At 68.5% G+C, this 14,616-nt stretch carries 21 protein-coding genes; 10 read left to right on the top strand and 11 right to left on the bottom strand.

All coding sequences use genetic code 11. The features are described from left to right. Nucleotides 1-3 precede the first annotated feature (3 nt). Nucleotides 4-1,194, bottom strand: coding sequence for a glycosyltransferase family 4 protein (locus tag RTK35_RS24770; protein WP_142014637.1), 1,191 nt, complete (start codon nucleotides 1,192-1,194; stop codon nucleotides 4-6). Nucleotides 1,195-1,295: 101 nt separating this feature from the next. Continuing rightward, a complete protein-coding gene (gene cysZ / locus RTK35_RS24765; protein WP_107330428.1) occupies nucleotides 1,296-2,042 on the bottom strand; it encodes a sulfate transporter CysZ in 747 nt (248 codons plus the stop codon). A gap of 266 nt (nucleotides 2,043-2,308) precedes the next feature. Between cysZ and trxB the strand changes: the two genes are divergently transcribed. Next, on the top strand, nucleotides 2,309-3,256 hold the full coding sequence (gene trxB / locus RTK35_RS24760; RefSeq protein WP_044411443.1) for a thioredoxin-disulfide reductase: 948 nt from the start codon (nucleotides 2,309-2,311) through the stop codon (nucleotides 3,254-3,256). A gap of 7 nt (nucleotides 3,257-3,263) precedes the next feature. On the opposite strand, the gene RTK35_RS24755 is transcribed toward trxB, so the two are convergent. From RTK35_RS24755 to RTK35_RS24725, 7 genes are all read right to left on the bottom strand, one after another. After that, on the bottom strand, nucleotides 3,264-3,866 hold the full coding sequence (locus tag RTK35_RS24755) for a putative glycolipid-binding domain-containing protein (RefSeq protein WP_236214328.1): 603 nt from the start codon (nucleotides 3,864-3,866) through the stop codon (nucleotides 3,264-3,266). A 162-nt stretch (nucleotides 3,867-4,028) separates the two neighbouring features. Further along, entirely contained in the window at nucleotides 4,029-4,370 is a 342-nt protein-coding gene (locus RTK35_RS24750; protein ID WP_044411437.1) for a HopJ type III effector protein, read from the bottom strand. After that, on the bottom strand, nucleotides 4,367-4,660 hold the full coding sequence (locus RTK35_RS24745; protein WP_044411434.1) for a DUF1244 domain-containing protein: 294 nt from the start codon (nucleotides 4,658-4,660) through the stop codon (nucleotides 4,367-4,369). The genes RTK35_RS24750 and RTK35_RS24745 overlap by 4 nt, the downstream gene beginning before the upstream one ends. A gap of 94 nt (nucleotides 4,661-4,754) precedes the next feature. Beyond that, nucleotides 4,755-5,126, bottom strand: coding sequence for a dihydroneopterin triphosphate 2'-epimerase (gene folX, locus RTK35_RS24740; protein WP_074970718.1), 372 nt, complete (start codon nucleotides 5,124-5,126; stop codon nucleotides 4,755-4,757). A 2-nt stretch (nucleotides 5,127-5,128) separates the two neighbouring features. After that, nucleotides 5,129-5,686, bottom strand: coding sequence for a GTP cyclohydrolase I FolE (gene folE, locus RTK35_RS24735; protein ID WP_044411428.1), 558 nt, complete (start codon nucleotides 5,684-5,686; stop codon nucleotides 5,129-5,131). Nucleotides 5,687-5,708: 22 nt separating this feature from the next. Continuing rightward, on the bottom strand, nucleotides 5,709-6,419 hold the full coding sequence (folM, locus tag RTK35_RS24730; protein ID WP_069563980.1) for a dihydromonapterin reductase: 711 nt from the start codon (nucleotides 6,417-6,419) through the stop codon (nucleotides 5,709-5,711). Between the two features lie 207 nt (nucleotides 6,420-6,626). Beyond that, nucleotides 6,627-7,196 carry an antibiotic biosynthesis monooxygenase gene (locus tag RTK35_RS24725; RefSeq protein ID WP_044411422.1) on the bottom strand — a complete coding sequence of 190 codons (570 nt, stop codon included), beginning with the start codon at nucleotides 7,194-7,196 and terminating at the stop codon, nucleotides 6,627-6,629. A 267-nt stretch (nucleotides 7,197-7,463) separates the two neighbouring features. Here RTK35_RS24725 and RTK35_RS24720 point away from each other — a divergent pair, with 267 nt between their 5' ends. Continuing rightward, nucleotides 7,464-8,396 (top strand): MerR family transcriptional regulator, encoded by a 933-nt coding sequence (locus RTK35_RS24720; protein ID WP_222900224.1) that lies wholly within the window; start codon nucleotides 7,464-7,466, stop codon nucleotides 8,394-8,396. 55 nt (nucleotides 8,397-8,451) lie between these two features. On the opposite strand, the gene RTK35_RS24715 is transcribed toward RTK35_RS24720, so the two are convergent. Further along, nucleotides 8,452-8,898 carry a PAS domain S-box protein gene (locus RTK35_RS24715; protein WP_316909240.1) on the bottom strand — a complete coding sequence of 149 codons (447 nt, stop codon included), beginning with the start codon at nucleotides 8,896-8,898 and terminating at the stop codon, nucleotides 8,452-8,454. 98 nt (nucleotides 8,899-8,996) lie between these two features. Between RTK35_RS24715 and RTK35_RS24710 the strand changes: the two genes are divergently transcribed. After that, nucleotides 8,997-9,446, top strand: a complete 450-nt coding sequence (locus tag RTK35_RS24710; protein ID WP_044411413.1) for a flavodoxin — start codon at nucleotides 8,997-8,999, stop codon at nucleotides 9,444-9,446. Next, entirely contained in the window at nucleotides 9,446-9,904 is a 459-nt protein-coding gene (locus RTK35_RS24705) for a cupin domain-containing protein (protein WP_074970722.1), read from the top strand. The genes RTK35_RS24710 and RTK35_RS24705 overlap by 1 nt, the downstream gene beginning before the upstream one ends. On the opposite strand, the gene RTK35_RS24700 is transcribed toward RTK35_RS24705, so the two are convergent. Next, on the bottom strand, nucleotides 9,901-10,806 hold the full coding sequence (locus tag RTK35_RS24700) for a LysR family transcriptional regulator (protein WP_316909239.1): 906 nt from the start codon (nucleotides 10,804-10,806) through the stop codon (nucleotides 9,901-9,903). The genes RTK35_RS24705 and RTK35_RS24700 overlap by 4 nt on opposite strands. Before the next feature lie 95 nt (nucleotides 10,807-10,901). Here RTK35_RS24700 and RTK35_RS24695 point away from each other — a divergent pair, with 95 nt between their 5' ends. From RTK35_RS24695 to RTK35_RS24670, 6 genes are all read left to right on the top strand, one after another. Further along, nucleotides 10,902-11,288, top strand: a complete 387-nt coding sequence (locus RTK35_RS24695) for a CidA/LrgA family protein (protein WP_044411403.1) — start codon at nucleotides 10,902-10,904, stop codon at nucleotides 11,286-11,288. Then, nucleotides 11,278-11,823 (top strand): LrgB family protein, encoded by a 546-nt coding sequence (locus tag RTK35_RS24690; RefSeq protein ID WP_316909238.1) that lies wholly within the window; start codon nucleotides 11,278-11,280, stop codon nucleotides 11,821-11,823. Before RTK35_RS24695 ends, RTK35_RS24690 begins: the two co-directional genes overlap by 11 nt. Nucleotides 11,824-11,918: 95 nt before the next feature. Further along, the gene (locus tag RTK35_RS24685; protein WP_107330444.1) at nucleotides 11,919-12,701 is read left to right on the top strand and encodes a class II aldolase/adducin family protein; all 783 of its coding nucleotides are present in this window, start codon (nucleotides 11,919-11,921) and stop codon (nucleotides 12,699-12,701) included. Continuing rightward, complete coding sequence (locus RTK35_RS24680) at nucleotides 12,701-13,585, top strand: alpha/beta hydrolase (RefSeq protein WP_316909237.1); 885 nt, start codon at nucleotides 12,701-12,703, stop codon at nucleotides 13,583-13,585. Before RTK35_RS24685 ends, RTK35_RS24680 begins: the two co-directional genes overlap by 1 nt. After that, nucleotides 13,582-14,112 carry a DUF1569 domain-containing protein gene (locus RTK35_RS24675; protein WP_316909236.1) on the top strand — a complete coding sequence of 177 codons (531 nt, stop codon included), beginning with the start codon at nucleotides 13,582-13,584 and terminating at the stop codon, nucleotides 14,110-14,112. Before RTK35_RS24680 ends, RTK35_RS24675 begins: the two co-directional genes overlap by 4 nt. 129 nt (nucleotides 14,113-14,241) lie before the next feature. Then, on the top strand, nucleotides 14,242-14,493 hold the full coding sequence (locus RTK35_RS24670; RefSeq protein WP_044411391.1) for a hypothetical protein: 252 nt from the start codon (nucleotides 14,242-14,244) through the stop codon (nucleotides 14,491-14,493). Nucleotides 14,494-14,616 lie beyond the last annotated feature (123 nt).

The following is a 14,616-nucleotide window of genomic DNA, read 5'->3' as shown; positions in this document are numbered from 1 at the left end:
GCCTCAGGGCGAGGGGGGCTGCAGGCGGGCGTCGGCAGGCAGCGCCGCCTCGGCGGAGCCGACGCTGCGCAGGTGCTGCTCGAACTGCTGGACGATGCTGTCCCAGCCCTGGCGGCCGGCGTGCTGGCGGGCGTTGAGGCGCACGCGGCGCAGGGTCTCGTCGTCTTCCAGCAGCCAGCAGGCCGCGTCGCTGAAGGTGGCCGGCTCGTCGGGCACCGCCAGGGCGCCGTTGTGCCCGTGGCGGATGTGCTGGGCCGCGGCGGCCTGGTCGAAGGCCACCACCGCCAGGCCCGAGGCCAGCGCCTCCAGCACCACGTTGCCGAAGGTCTCGGATTGACTGGGGAAGAGGAACAGGTCGGCGCTGGCGTAGTGCCGGGCCAGTTCCTCGCCGCGCTGGATGCCGCAGAACAACGCCTCCGGCAGCTCGGCCTGCAAGGCGGTGCGCGACGGGCCGTCGCCCACCACGATGAGCTTCAGGCGGCGCTGGGGATGGGCCTTGCACAAGGCCTGGAAGGTGGGCGCCAGCAGCCGCAGGTTCTTCTCCGGGGCCAGGCGGCCGACGTGCAGCACGGCGATGTCGTCCGGCTCCAGCCCCCAGGCTTCCCGCAGGCCCTGGCAGCGCCGGGCCGGGGTGAACAGCTGGCCGTCGACACCGCGTGCTAGCAGGGCCAGGCGCTCGAAGCCGCGGCGGCGCAGCTCCTCGCTCTGGCTGGCGCTGGGCACCAGGGTCAGTTGCGAGGTGTTGTGGAACCAGCGCAGGTAGTTGGTCAGCAGGCGCGTCAGCAGGCCCACGCCGTAGTGGCCGGTGTACTGCTGGAAGTTGGTGTGGAAGCCGCTGATCACCGGCACCCCCAGGCGCCGCGCCGCACGCAGGGCGGACAGGCCGAGGGGGCCTTCGGTGGCGATGTAGAGCACGTCGGGGCGGCGTTGCTTCCAGCGCGTCAGCAGCTTGTGCAGGCTCGACTGGCCCCATTGCAGCCCCTGGTAGCCGGGCAGCGGCCAGCCGCGCACCAGCAGCAGCTCGTCGCTGCTCTTCACGCCCTGGTCCACGGCCTGGCGGGGGCGCACCAGCTGCAGTTGGTGCCCGCGTGCGCGCAAGCCCTCGCACAGCCGCGACAGGGTGTTGGCGACGCCGTTGATTTCCGGCAGGTAGGTTTCGCTGACGAGGGCGATTCGAAGGGCAGGCAGGCTCATGACTTGAGTGTCGACGCCCGCCGTTTAGCCCGTGTGAATTTTGCGTGACCGGCCGGTGACAGCCGAGGAGGGCGGCGCGGGTCCGGGCCCGCGCCGGTGCATCAGCGGGGCAGGGCCTTGTCGCCGCCTTCGCGCACCCAGAACAGGGTGGCGCCGGCGACGGCGGCGGGCATCATCACGATGTTGACGAAGGGGATCAGCAGCGCCAGGTACACCGAGCCACCGAAACCCAGGCTCTGCCAGCGCTTCTCGCGCAGCCAGGCGAGCATCTCGTTCCAGCCCAGCTTGTGGTTGTCCGCCGGATAGTCGATGTACTGCACGGCCATCATCCAGATGCCGAAGACGAACCACAGCGGCGTGCTCACCAGGTTCACCACGGGGATGAAGCTGAGGATCAGCAGGCCCGCCGCGCGGGGCAGGAAGTAGCCCAGCTTGCGCAGTTCGCGGCCGACGGTGCGCGGCACCATGGCCACCAGTTCGGCCCAGCTGAAGGGCGGGAAGTCGTCCTGGCCGCGCACCACCACTTCCACCTTCTCGGCGAGGAAGCCGTTGAAGGGCGCGGCGATGATGTTGGCGATCATGGTGAAGCTGAAGAACACCAGCAGCACCACCAGCGCCACGAACAGCGGCCAGATCAGGTATTCGAGGAAGCTCGCCCAGTCGGGCAGGCTGGGCATGAAGGCATCGACCCAGCCGCTGAATTCGCGCATGGCGAAGCCGATCAGGGCGATGAACAGCAGGAGGTTCAGGGTCAGCGGCAGCAGCACGAACAGGCGCAGGCCGGGACGCAGGATGAGTTTCAGGCCTTCGCCGAGGTATTGCGGGCCGGACAGGGCAGGGGCGGGCATCGGGCGCTCCATGAAGGGGTGACTGGCGCGACCTTACCGGCTTTGCCGGGGCGGTAAAAGCGCTGGCGTCACACGCCCGCCAGGCGATAGGGGCGTCCTATCGAGGGGATAAGCAATGCACATTTCCGTGGCCGGGGGCGGCGTCGGTAGCCTTGCCAGCATTTTCGGGGGCTCGCTGGCTCCCGCTGGTTCGCGAGGCCGCTGCATTCCCTAAGCCTTCCCCAAGTGCTCGCAGCGGCCTCTTTTTATTACCTGAGGTGTCCGCCATGTCCGTCACTCGCCACGCCCGCGTCATCATCCTCGGCTCCGGCCCCGCCGGTTACAGCGCGGCCGTCTATGCCGCCCGCGCCAACCTCAAGCCCCTGCTGATCACTGGCATGCAGGCGGGCGGGCAACTGACCACCACCACCGAGGTGGACAACTGGCCGGGCGATGCCCACGGGCTCACCGGGCCGGCGCTGATGCAGCGCATGCAGGAACACGCCGAGCGCTTCGAGACGGAGATCGTCTTCGACCACATCAACGCCGTGGACCTGGCCGGCGAGCCTTTCACCCTGGTGGGGGACAGCGGCACCTACAGCTGCAACGCGCTGATCATCGCCACCGGAGCCAGTGCCCGTTACCTGGGGCTGCCCTCCGAGGAACGCTTCATGGGCAAGGGTGTGTCCGCCTGCGCCACCTGCGACGGCTTCTTCTACCGCAACCGTGAGGTGGCAGTGGTGGGCGGCGGCAACACGGCCGTGGAAGAGGCGCTGTACCTGGCCAACATCGCCAGCAAGGTGACCCTGGTGCACCGCCGGGAAACCTTCCGCGCCGAGAAGATCCTGCAGGACAAGCTCCGCGCACGCATCGCCGAGGGGCGCATCGTGCTCAAGCTCAATGCCGAGGTGGACGAGGTGCTGGGTGACGACATGGGCGTGACCGGTGTGCGCCTGCGCGGCCGCGACGGGCAGATGGACGAGCTGAAGGTGGACGGCCTGTTCGTCGCCATCGGCCACACGCCGAACACCTCGCTGTTCGAGGGCCAACTGGCCCTGCGCGACGGCTACGTGGTGGTCAACGGCGGGCGCGACGGCAATGCCACCGCCACCAGCGTGGCCGGGGTGTTCGCCGCCGGTGACGTGGCCGACTCGGTGTACCGCCAGGCCATCACTTCCGCCGGCGCCGGCTGCATGGCGGCGCTGGACGTGGAACGCTACCTCGACGCGCTCTGAGGGCGCGTCAGACCCAGGTGTTGATGGGCAGTTCGGCCAGGCGCAGGGTGCGGGCGTCCAGGCGCAGGAACTGCCCTTCGAGGCGGGTGGCCAGGCCCCGGTCGTCGAGGGTCAGTTCGCCGCCCGTGTCGCCTTCCTGTTCCCAGTGGTACCGGCTCAGCTGCGCATCGCGCTTCACGCAGCGGTAGCGCTGTGGGCGCGCCTGCACCGTCAGGGTGGGCAGGTCGATGTGCGCCACCTGGTGGGTGTGTTCTTCCCAGGTCTCCAGCGGCTTGCCCAGCAGGATCGGGCTGTGGGTGAAGGGGCTGGCGCCCAGCATCACCTGGTCGCAGGGCTCCAGGTCCGGGCAGGGCTGACCGTCGAGGGTCCAGCGGCCGTCGTCGGCACGCTGCAGGCGCAGGCTGCGGGGGCCGTGGTCGTCCACCTTCAGCCAGAGCTGGCGGAAGCGCCATTCGGGGTCGTAGTCCAGCACGTAGGTGGCGGCGAAACTGCTGCCGCCGCGGCTCTGCATGAGGTGGCTGCTGACGTGGACGCCGTCGGCGTCACGGTGCAGGCGCAGGTGCTCCACGCCGGGGTGGGACCAGGGTTTCCAAACGAGGGTCTGTTGCATCCATGCGACTCCGAAACTGCACGGGAAGGGGAAACGCTCAACGGGGTGTATAGGCGTAGGACACCTTCCCTGGTGTTCCCGTTACGTCGCGCAGGATACGTTGTTCCTTTTGTGACGTATGTCAGCTTTCTCTGACAGATGAGTCGCGTGTAGAGCGGTTTATCAGGCCTTGCGCTTGAGCGGCTCGCCGTCGAAGCGAACGCCGTCCAGGCCGCTCTTCATCAGCGCGCGGATGTTGCCGTGGTCACTGCCCTCGGGGGTGGCCAGCACGGCGCGGTAGTGCTCGCCGAACGCCAGCAGGGCTTCGTCGCGGCTCAGGCCTTCCAGCAGGGCCAGGCCCAGGGTCTTGCAGGAGCCCTCGTTCTGTCCGGCGGCGTTCTCCACGCCGCCGTTGACGAAGGCACAGGGCTGGTAGTCGTAGCCGGCGGCGATGAAGGCCAGGGTGTCGGCGAAGAGGTGCTCGCCACTGGCCAGGCGGCCACGGAATGCATTCAGGTCGTTCATGCTTTGTTCGCTTTGTCGAAGGCCGCTTGCTGCTCGGCGCTGGCTTCTTTCTGGTACTTGGCCTTCCAGTCGGCATAGGGCATGCCGTAGATCTCTTCGCGGGCCTGCTCGGGGCTGACCTCGACGCCGATGTCGTCGGCGGCAGCCTTGTACCACTTGGACAGGCAGTTGCGGCAGAAGCCGGCGAGGTTCATCAGGTCGATGTTCTGCACATCGGTGCGGCTGCGCAGGTGCTGGACCAGCCGACGGAAGGCGGCGGCTTCGAGTTCGAGGCGCTGTTGCTCGTTCATCGGAGGACTCCTTGGGATCGGTGAGGAGGGCGCGGCGATGATAAGAGCCGCTCCCGGGGACGGCAATGCCCGGCGCGAGGCCGGGCAGCGGGGATCAGCGGTGGCCGGCGAGGGTGATCGACACCGACTCGGCGAAACGCAGGGCGTGGGGCTTGTCCACTTCCACTTCGGCGTAGCTCACCCGTGGGTTGGTCATCACCAGGTCGAGGATCTCCTGGGTCAGGCGCTCCAGCAGGGCGAAGCGGTTCTCCTCGACGTGCTGGATGATGGCCTTGGTGATGGTGCGGTAGTTCAACGCATGGTCGATGTCGTTGAAGTCCACCGCGTCGGCGGCCGGGTAGAGGATGGTGAGGTTGATCAGCACATCCTGCTTGTTGAGGATCTCTTCCTCCTTGATCCCGATGTAGGTACGCAGGCGCAGGTCCTTCACGCGGATCCGCGCCATTCCTGGCTCCAGTCTCGGCATGCTCAGCTCCGTCCGATGAGTTTGAGGAATTCCTGGCGGGTGCTCGGCGATTCGCGGAAGGCCCCGAGCATGACCGAGGTGGTCATCACCGAGTTCTGCTTCTCCACGCCGCGCATCATCATGCACATGTGCTTGGCCTCGATCACCACGGCGACGCCGGCGGCGCCGGTCACGCGCTGGATGGCCTCGGCGATCTGCCGGGTGAGGTTCTCCTGGATCTGCAGGCGGCGGGCGAACATGTCGACGATGCGCGCCACCTTGGACAGGCCGAGCACCTTGCCGGTGGGAATGTACGCCACGTGCGCCTTGCCGATGAAGGGCAGCAGGTGGTGCTCGCAGAGGGAGTAGAGCTCGATGTCCTTCACGGTCACCATCTCGTCGTTGTCGGACGAGAACAGCGCGCCGTTGACCACTTCCTCCAGGCTCTGCTCGTAGCCTCGGCACAGGTAGCGCATCGCCTTGGCAGCCCGCTTGGGCGTATCCAGCAGGCCTTCGCGCTCGGGGTTCTCACCCACGCCCATGAGGATTTCCCGGTAGTGGGAGGACAGGTCGTCATTCATCTTGGCAGTCCGTACGGCCGGTTCACTTCAGGTGGCGGCCGCCATTGAGGGTTAGCGTCGTTCCGGTGACGTAGGGGTTGTCCAGCAGGTAGCGCAGGCCCTGGTACACGACTTCCGGCCCGGGCTCGATGCCGAGGGCGGATTTGGCCAGGGTCTTCGTCCTGTAGGTGGCGTCGTCACCGGTGTTGAACATCACCAGCGCCGGCGCGATGCCGTTGACCTTGATGGCCGGGGCATAGCGGGCGGCAAAGGAGAGGGTGAGGTTGTCCAGCCCGGCCTTGCTGGCGCAGTAGGCGATGCGCTTCTCGCTGCCCTTGCGCGCCACGTCGTCGCTGATGTGGACGATATCGGCCGGACCGCCGTGGCGCAGCAGCGCCTCGGCATGCAGGTTGATCAGGTAGGGCGCCAGCATGTGCACGCTGAACATCCGCTGGAAGGCCTCGGCCTCGTGGCCGGGCGCTTCGGTGAGCCAGTCGGAAGCGTTGTGCACGATGGCCCGCAGGTGCGGCGTAGCGGCCTTGAGCTGTTCGATGAAGGCGAGGATGCCGGCTTCGTCCGAGAAGTCCGCCGCGATCACGCAGGCGCCGCGCTCACGCAGCCGGTGCACGCCTTCGCGCTCGGTGCGGTAGCTGATGATCACCGGCTGGCCGTCGTCCAGCAGGCGTTCGGCGCAATGCAGGCCCACGCGCTGGCTGGCACCGGTGATCAGGATGGGAGCGGCCGAAGGGCTCATGGGGGCCTCGTGGCAGGGCGATACCCCAGGCTGGGGCGGAATGGTGAAAACTTATACCAGAAGCCTGAGTTTGTACAATTCTTGGCGCTGAAGAAATCCGGATTCCGACCGTAAATTCAGCCAAGGCCTTGATTTGTGTGGGGTTATAGAAAAAGAGAGGGTGTTGGAAGGTTGTACAGATTTTGCCTCTGTACAACCTTTGTGACGTTATCGGGAGGGAGCCGTGAGGCCGGGGCGGCGGGTACGGGAAGCCGGTGCGTTCAGCCAGGGAGCCAGCAGGCGGGTGGATAACGGGATGAACCAGTAGGTCATCAGTGGCGTCAAAACCAACGTGCTCAAAAAGACGCGCAACAGCAGGTCGAGCCCGCCGAGCCAGGGGCCGAACAGCAGGTTGAAGCCCAGCGACACCGGGAAGAAGGCCAGCCAGATGGCAATGCTCTGCTTCCAGCGGGGCGGCCGGCGGTCAGCACTGCCGAACCAGGCGTCCAGACCCAGCGCGCGGTGTTCGTGAGGACGGTCGAAAAGGCCGGCGCCGCGTTCCAGCCAGGCACGGCGAGAGGCGGAATGCTCCCAGGCGGCCAGGGTGGGCTCGTCGGCGAAGCGGAAGATCATCTGGAATTCGTCGTCGTTGGGCGGCGGGGCCAGGACGCCCGAGCCGAGGTAGCCGGGGAAGTCGGCGGCCAGTTGCTCGCCTTCGCGCAGCCATGCCATGAAATCGTCGTAGCGCTCGCGGGTGACCCGGCGCGCCACCATGAGGGTGACGGGATCGGCAGACATCGTGTATCTCCTGTTGCGGGCGCCGCCCAGGGTAGGGGCAGCGCGGGAAGCGGCCCGGGGTAGTGGGCCTGCTTCTTTCAGAGGCAAGGATTATTCCTGTTTCGGCTGAATACGCCAGTGCCGCATGCCATGGGGCCGCCGGACGGCAACCGGACAGTGGAGGCCGGCTCGGTGCGCGCCCATGGCGCATGCCGCACCGCATCCGGGCACTGAGCAAGGAGCCGGGCCTGGGTTAAACTCTGCGCTTTCAAGCCCAGACCTTTTGCCATGACCGATAACGCAGCCATCGCCATGCAGCAGGAAGAACTCTTCCCGATCCGCGAAGTCTCCCGCCTCACCGGCGTCAACCCGGTCACCCTGCGCGCCTGGGAGCGTCGCTACGGGCTGATCCAGCCGACCCGCACCGACAGCGGCCACCGCCTCTATTCCTATGCCGACGTCGAGGCCGTGCGCAGCATCCTGGCCTGGATCGACCGTGGCGTACCGGTCAGCAAGGTCGGGCAGATCCTCGCCCGCAGCGCCTCCACCCGGGCACCCGCCCCGGTGCAGCCGGCCGCCTCCATGGCGGAGTGGGGCGAGTGGCAGACGCAGTTGCGCCGGGCGCTGTCGGCCTTCGACGGCCCGGTCCTGGAGCGTCTCTATGGCCAGGTGTTCTCCACCTACCCGCTCACCGTGGTGTTCCAGGACGTGCTGATGCCGCTCTGGCGCGACCTGCTGCTGCGCCAGGACGAATACGGCGTGGCCAGCGAATGGGCCTTCTTCGATGCCTTCCTGCGTGGGCGCGTGCTGCAGCGCCTGCAGCTGTCACCGGGGGATGGGGAAGATTGCGTGGTGGTCGCCCCGCTGCAGGGCGAGTGCCGCGAACTGGAGCTGCTGGTGGCGGCCTTGCTGCTCAGCCATGGTGACTGCGCGATCCGCGTGCTGGGGCTGGACCAGCCGTTCCAGGAGCTGCCGCTGGTGTGCGAGAAGATCGCGCCCCAGGCGCTGGTGGTGTTCTCCAACCACCCGCCGGCGGACGACCTGGCCGCGCGCCTCGGGCGCCTGGCGCTCTCGGTGGAGTGCCCGCTGGCCCTCGCCGGCGAAGCCGCCGACCTGATCGGCAGCGCCCTGGAGCGCAGCCCGGTGGCCACCCTGGGCAGCGAGGGGCGCACCATGCAACTGCGCTTGCGCCGCCTGCTCGACGGTCACCTGGACACCTGACAGAACCTGGAGGAACCCGCTGCGCCGCCGCAGCGGCCTTGCCTGCCTTGACGCCTCAGCCCCCCAGTTCCGCGATGCGGGCCTTCAGGGCTGTCACCTCCGCCTCCAGTTCGCGCACGCGCTGGCGTGCCTCGACCTCGGGGCTCACGTCCTTCTGGATGCCGATGTAGTACGTCAGCTGGTCCGCCTCGTTGTGCACCGGGGTGATGGACAGCTCGTTCCAGAACACGCTGCCGTCCTTGCGGTAGTTGCGCAGGATCTGCCGGCTCGGCTCGCCCTTCTTGATTGCCTGGCGGATCGCCGCGAGGCCGAGCTGGTCACGGTCGCCCGCCTGCAGGAAGCGGCAATCGCGGTAGAGGATGTCGTCCTGGCTGTAGCCGGTCAGCCGTTCGAACGCCGGGTTCGCATAGATGAGGATGTTGTCGTCGCCTTCCTGTTCGGCGACGACGATGCCGTCGTTGGAGGCTTCGACCACCAGCTGGAGCAGTTTGGCGTTGATCATGACGAGTTCCTGATTCGAGGTGCAGGGATTCTAAAACATCGGGGGCGGACTGCCAGTTGCGGCATAATGCGATTCATTTCGCGCTAACAGGAGAAGTCATGAAAGTCGCCATCCTATCCGGCTCGGTCTATGGCACCGCCGAAGAAGTCGCCCGCCACGCCGAGCGGCTGCTCAAGGCCGCCGGCCACGAGGCCTGGCACAAGGCCGGGATGACCCTCGACGAACTCAAGGCCTTCGGCCCCGAAGCGTTCCTCAGTGTGACCTCCACCACCGGCATGGGCGAGCTGCCCGACAACCTGCTGCCCCTCTACCACGCCCTGCGCGACCAGCTACCCGACTGGCGCGGCCGTCCCGCCGCCGTGCTGGCCCTCGGCGACTCCAGCTACGACCAGTTCTGCGGTGGCGGCGAGATGATGCGTGAGCTGCACGCCGAGCTGGGCCTGCGCGAGGTGCAGGAGATGCTGCGCCTGGACGCCAGCGAAACCGTCACCCCGGAAGTGGACGCCGAGCCCTGGATCGCCCGCTTCGCCGCTGCGCTCAGCGCCTGATGCACCCGCGCGCGGCGTACCTCATCGAAGCCCTGCAACTGGCCCCGCACCCCGAGGGCGGTTTCTACCGCCGGGTGTTCGAGGCCCAGGGCAGCCTGGCGGATGGCCGCTCGATGTCCTCGTCGATCTTCTTCCTCCTGCCCGCCGGCGGCATCAGCCGCTGGCACCGGGTGGACGCCGACGAGACCTGGCACTTCTACGAAGGCGACCCGCTGGAGCTGCTGATCGCCGACGACCCCCAGGCCCTGCGCCGCGAGCGCCTCGGGCCGGTGGGCGAGGGCAGCCTGCCGCAGCGCACCGTGCGTGCCCATGCCTGGCAGGCGGCGCGGGCCCTCGGGGCCTACACCCTGGTGGGCTGCAACGTCGCCCCGGCCTTCGAGTTCGACGGTTTCCGCCTGCTGGCCGACGACCTCGACGCCCAGCGCCGGTGGCCGCTGCTGGACCGGCAATTCCTCTAGCCCGCTGCGTCGCCTGACGCCGTCAGCGGCGAATATTCCTTCAACAGATCCAGCCAGGCCTGCGCCGCCCGTGACAGGTAGGCGCCCTGGCGCCAGACGAAGGCGATGTCCCAGCGCAGGTCCGGCTCCACCAGCGGCACCCGGCGCAGGCCCGGTCGTTCCAGCGTGCTGGCGACGATGCGCGGCAGCAGCACCACGCCCTGGCCGGCGGCCACCAGCGCCGCGAGGAAGTCCGCCTGGCCGCTGCGTCCCACCTCCCGTGGGGTGAAGCCGGCCTGGCGACACGCCAGCAGCAGGCGGTCGTTGAGGGTGAAGCTCTGCTGGTAGAGCAGGAAGGGCGCGTCCTTCAGCTGGGCCAGGGCGATGCCGTCACACCCCGCCAGCTCATGGGCCTCGGGCAGCAGCACGTCCAGCGGCTCGTTGCAGAACGGCTGGAAGGCCAGCGCCGGATCGTTGGGCGTGAGGCTGCCGCCGATGTCCAGCTCACCGCGCAGCAGCGCCTCCTCCATCAGCTTGCTGCCGCCCTCGAACAGCCGCACCACGATGTTCGGGTAGCGCTGCCGGTACGCGGCGAACAGCTCGGCGAACATCACCTCGCCACCCAGCAGAGGCAGGCCCAGGCGCAGCTCGCCCCGGGCCAGCTGGCTGAGGTCGTCCAGCTCGCTGTAGAGGTCCTGGCGCAGGCGCAGCAGCTCGTCCGCGCGGCGCAGCACCAGGGTGCCGGCATCGGTCAGGCGCAGATTCGGGCCGTTGCGCTCCAGCAACAGCACCCCCAGGCGCTGCTCCAGCTGGGCCACCTGCTTGCTGATGGTGGACTGGGTGGCGTGCAGGGTCTTGGCCGCCTGGGTGAAGCCGCCCTGGCGCACCACTTCGACAAAACTGCGCAGCTGGTGAAATTCCATCGCTATTCCAATCTCGAATGGGAGCAAGTCGAACAATTCGCTTTTGGGATGATAGGCGCGGCCCTAAGCTGCACGCCATCACTGGAGTGCATCCCATGTCCCGCGCCCGTCTCAGCCACCTGTCCCGCCTCGTCCTGCAGCTCGTCGTGCTCATCGCCCTTTACCTGCTGGGCGGCCAGATCGCCGCCTGGCTGGCCTGGCCGATTCCCGGCGGGGTGATCGGCCTCGGCCTGCTGCTGGCCGCCTTCGCCAGCGGTCGCGTGCAGCCCGCAGCGCTGCAGCTGGGCGCCGGGCTGTTGATGGCGGAGATGCTGCTGTTCTTCATCCCGGCGCTGATGAGCCTGCTGGACTACGGCGCGCTGCTGCGCAGCGAGGGCTGGCGCATCCTGCTGGTGATCGGCGTCAGCACGTTGCTGGTGATGCTCGCCACCGCCCTGACCGTGGAGCTGGTGTGCCGCTGGAGTGAACGCCATGAGCACTGATCCGATGGCCTGGTTCTGGCTCGCCCTGACCCTCGGCGGCTACTTGCTCAGCCGCTGGCTGTACCGGTGCAGCGGACGCTACCTGCTGTCGCCGCTGATCCTGGTGCCGGCGCTGCTGCTGGCGGTGGCCGTGCCGCTGCACACCGGCTATGCCGAATACGCCGGGCTCACCCACTGGCTGATGCTGCTGCTCGGCCCGGCCACGGTGGCCTTCGCCGTGCCCATCTGGCAGCAGCGCGCCCTGCTGGCCCGGCATTGGCCGGCGCTCTCGCTGGGCGGCGTACCGGAGCTGACGGCGGTGTTCGTGATGATCACCGGCGTCTTCGGCGCCCTCGCCGGCAGCCTGCTGATCCGCTTCCTGCCGCTGCGCAGCAGCCTCGCCCGGGGCGCCCTGTTCGGCGTCGGTGCCCACGGCGCCGGAGTCAGCCGGGCCCAGGAAGTGGGGCGCGAAGAGGGCACCGTCGCCGGCCTGGTGATGGTCCTGATGGGGCTGCTCAACCTGTTCGCCGCGCCCCTGCTGACCCACCTGCTGTGACTCCCTCGGTCATCAGGATGGCTGCCAAGGCGACTCGCGGGGTGGCACGGCCTCGCTAGACTCCGGTCACCCACAACAACAACGAGGTGATCGCCGTGACCGCTGCCCAGACTCCGCCCAGCCCCTCCATCAAGGACCAGGTCTCCGCCGCCGAGTGGCAGACCCGCGTCGACCTGGCCGCCTGCTACCGCCTGATCGCCCTGTACGGCTGGGACGACCTGATCTTCACCCACATCTCCGCCAAGGTGCCCGGCACCGAGGACTTCCTCATCAACCCCTACGGGATGATGTTCCACGAGATCACCGCCTCCAGCCTGGTGAAGGTCGACCTGGCCGGCAACAAGCTGATGGACAGCCCCTACGACATCAACCCCGCCGGCTACACCATCCACAGCGCCATCCACGAAGTGCGCCAGGACGTCGGCTGCGTGCTGCACATCCACACCCCCGCCGGCATCGCCGTCTCGGCGCAGAAGCAGGGCCTGCTGCCGCTCTCCCAGCAATCCCTGTTCGTACTCGCCAGCCTGGCCTACCACGGCTACGAAGGCGTGGCCCTGCACCACGAGGAGAAGGCCCGTCTGCAGGCTGACCTCGGCAGCGCCAACTTCATGATCCTGCCCAACCACGGCCTGCTCACCGCCTTCGGCAGCATCGCCGACGCCTTCCTCGGCATGTTCACGATGCAGCGCGCCTGCGAAGTGCAGGTGATGGCCCAGAGCGGCGGCGCCGAGCTGATCCACATCCCGCAGCAGATCCTCGACGGCGCCCGGCAGATGATCGCCGGCGTGATGAAGAGCCCCACCGGCATGGGCGGCGCGCTGCCGTGGCCGGCGCTGCTGCGCAAGCTCGACCAGCAGAACCCCGGGTACCGCGACTGATGGCCCTGCCGGGCATCCCCCTGGGCGACTGGCGCGCCCAGGGCCGCGACCTGCTGTTCCATCGCCACCGCATCCGCTACTGGGAGGCCGGGCAGGGCGAGCCGCTGCTGCTGATCCACGGCTTCCCCACCGCCGCCTGGGACTGGCACTACCTGTGGCAGCCCCTGGCCGAGCGCTACCGGGTGATCGCCTGCGACATGCTCGGCTTCGGCGACTCCGACAAGCCGCGCGGCCACGACTACCGCCTGCTGGAACAGGCCGACCTGCAGCAGGCCCTGGTGCGCCACCTGGGCATCGACGTCCCGGTGCACCTGCTGGCCCACGACTACGGCGACAGCGTCGCCCAGGAGCTGCTGGCGCGGCACCACGAAGGCCGCGCCCGGATCGCCAGCTGCGTGTTCCTCAACGGTGGGCTGTTCCCCGAGACCCACCGCCCGGTGCTGGTGCAGAAGTTGCTGCTCAGCCCCCTGGGGCCCCTGATCGGCCGGGGCTTTTCCCGCGCCAAGCTCGGGGCGAACTTCGGCAAGGTCTTCGGCCCGGCGACCCAGCCTTCGGCAGCGGAGCTGGATGACTTCTGGAGCCTGGTGGCCGCCCACGATGGCCCGGCGGTGATGCACCGGCTGATCCGCTACATCCCCGAGCGTCGCGAGCAGCGTGACCGCTGGGTGGCCGCCATGCAGAAAGGCGGCGTGCCGCTGCGGGTGATCGACGGTGCCGTCGACCCCATTTCCGGCGCCCACATGGTGGCGCGCTACCGCGAACTGATCCCCGAGCCCGACACCGTGCTCCTCGAACACATCGGCCATTACCCGCAGACCGAGGCACCGAGCCAGGTCCTGCAGCATTACCTGGCGTTCCGCCAGGCCCTGGAGAACCCTGCATGAAACGACGTCGACTCCTGCAACTGACCGCCCTCGGGGGCGTGGCCGCTGCAGGCGCCGGTTACTGGGCGCTGCCCCGCGCGGTGGCGCCGGCGCCCGTCAGCCTGGAGGCGGCCCAGCGCCTGCTGGCCGGTTGGGAAGGGCGCACCCTGGTCAGCCTCGCCGGCTGGAGCCCGGCCGAAGTGTTCAACCACTGCGCCCAGAGCATCGAGTTCTCCCTCACGGGTTATCCACTGCTCAAGCCGGCCTGGTTCCGCCACAGCGTCGGCCCGCTGGCCTTCGACCTGTTCGCCGCCCGGGGCGCCATGCGTCATCCGCTGGACGAGGCCATCCCCGGTGCCCCGGCTCTGGATGCCCCGGTCGCCCAGGCCGAGGCCCTGGCCCGCCTGCAACGCGCCTTCGCCGACTTCGCCGGGCACACCGGCGAGCTGGCCCCGCACTTCGCCTACGGCGCCCTCGACCATGCCGAGTACGCCCAGGCCCACGTCATGCACCTGTACGACCACCTCAGCCGCCTGCGCCTCGCCTAGGGGCGCTTCCCGGAGCCGTCCGGTAGTGCATTCGGAATTGTCCGGCAGCCTGCCAGCGGCTCCGCGGCCTAGCATCGCGGCCTCCTTTCCAAGATGCGCCCGGGCCCTGTGCCCGGGCTCGGAGGTCACATGCTGTACAAGCTGCTGGTGCTGCTGCACCCCTTCTTCCGCATCGCCGGGCGTGGCCTGGCCGTGCTCCTGCTGCTGGCCAGCTTCGGCCTGGTCGCCTACGCCGCCTACTACGAGAACGCTCCCTGGGTCTGGTTCAGCTGCGTCGGCTGCTTCGTCGCCTGCCTGCTGGTGACCCTGCTCTGCACCTTCTACAACTGGTGGCTGTTCAAGCTGCGCCCGCGTGGCGCGCTGTTCATGCCCTTCGACTGAGCCGCCGCCGGGCGCTCTGCGACGCGCCCGGCCATCCCCCGCCGTTATCGCCCACCATTCATGCCCGTCCACCTTTCTTGTCGGCCGGGCGGCACTGCAGGACACTCGGCCGATACCCGAAAC

Source organism: Pseudomonas sp. zfem003, from assembly GCF_032621675.1.
In the GTDB taxonomy this organism is placed as follows: Bacteria; Pseudomonadota; Gammaproteobacteria; order Pseudomonadales; family Pseudomonadaceae; genus Metapseudomonas; species Metapseudomonas otitidis.
Note: the sequence above shows the minus strand (reverse complement) of the source record. Positions and strands in the feature narration are given on the sequence as shown.

What these genes read in the sequence shown, in the direction of transcription:
- RTK35_RS24770 (WP_142014637.1), bottom strand. Translation starts at nt 1,194, where the DNA reads ATGAGCCTGCCTGCCCTTCGAATCGCCCTCGTCAGCGAAACCTACCTG.
- cysZ (WP_107330428.1), bottom strand. Translation starts at nt 2,042, where the DNA reads ATGCCCGCCCCTGCCCTGTCCGGCCCGCAATACCTCGGCGAAGGCCTG.
- trxB (WP_044411443.1), top strand. Translation starts at nt 2,309, where the DNA reads ATGTCCGTCACTCGCCACGCCCGCGTCATCATCCTCGGCTCCGGCCCC.
- RTK35_RS24755 (WP_236214328.1), bottom strand. Translation starts at nt 3,866, where the DNA reads ATGCAACAGACCCTCGTTTGGAAACCCTGGTCCCACCCCGGCGTGGAG.
- RTK35_RS24750 (WP_044411437.1), bottom strand. Translation starts at nt 4,370, where the DNA reads ATGAACGACCTGAATGCATTCCGTGGCCGCCTGGCCAGTGGCGAGCAC.
- RTK35_RS24745 (WP_044411434.1), bottom strand. Translation starts at nt 4,660, where the DNA reads ATGAACGAGCAACAGCGCCTCGAACTCGAAGCCGCCGCCTTCCGTCGG.
- folX (WP_074970718.1), bottom strand. Translation starts at nt 5,126, where the DNA reads ATGCCGAGACTGGAGCCAGGAATGGCGCGGATCCGCGTGAAGGACCTG.
- folE (WP_044411428.1), bottom strand. Translation starts at nt 5,686, where the DNA reads ATGAATGACGACCTGTCCTCCCACTACCGGGAAATCCTCATGGGCGTG.
- folM (WP_069563980.1), bottom strand. Translation starts at nt 6,419, where the DNA reads ATGAGCCCTTCGGCCGCTCCCATCCTGATCACCGGTGCCAGCCAGCGC.
- RTK35_RS24725 (WP_044411422.1), bottom strand. Translation starts at nt 7,196, where the DNA reads ATGTCTGCCGATCCCGTCACCCTCATGGTGGCGCGCCGGGTCACCCGC.
- RTK35_RS24720 (WP_222900224.1), top strand. Translation starts at nt 7,464, where the DNA reads ATGACCGATAACGCAGCCATCGCCATGCAGCAGGAAGAACTCTTCCCG.
- RTK35_RS24715 (WP_316909240.1), bottom strand. Translation starts at nt 8,898, where the DNA reads ATGATCAACGCCAAACTGCTCCAGCTGGTGGTCGAAGCCTCCAACGAC.
- RTK35_RS24710 (WP_044411413.1), top strand. Translation starts at nt 8,997, where the DNA reads ATGAAAGTCGCCATCCTATCCGGCTCGGTCTATGGCACCGCCGAAGAA.
- RTK35_RS24705 (WP_074970722.1), top strand. Translation starts at nt 9,446, where the DNA reads ATGCACCCGCGCGCGGCGTACCTCATCGAAGCCCTGCAACTGGCCCCG.
- RTK35_RS24700 (WP_316909239.1), bottom strand. Translation starts at nt 10,806, where the DNA reads ATGGAATTTCACCAGCTGCGCAGTTTTGTCGAAGTGGTGCGCCAGGGC.
- RTK35_RS24695 (WP_044411403.1), top strand. Translation starts at nt 10,902, where the DNA reads ATGTCCCGCGCCCGTCTCAGCCACCTGTCCCGCCTCGTCCTGCAGCTC.
- RTK35_RS24690 (WP_316909238.1), top strand. Translation starts at nt 11,278, where the DNA reads ATGAGCACTGATCCGATGGCCTGGTTCTGGCTCGCCCTGACCCTCGGC.
- RTK35_RS24680 (WP_316909237.1), top strand. Translation starts at nt 12,701, where the DNA reads ATGGCCCTGCCGGGCATCCCCCTGGGCGACTGGCGCGCCCAGGGCCGC.
- RTK35_RS24675 (WP_316909236.1), top strand. Translation starts at nt 13,582, where the DNA reads ATGAAACGACGTCGACTCCTGCAACTGACCGCCCTCGGGGGCGTGGCC.
- RTK35_RS24670 (WP_044411391.1), top strand. Translation starts at nt 14,242, where the DNA reads ATGCTGTACAAGCTGCTGGTGCTGCTGCACCCCTTCTTCCGCATCGCC.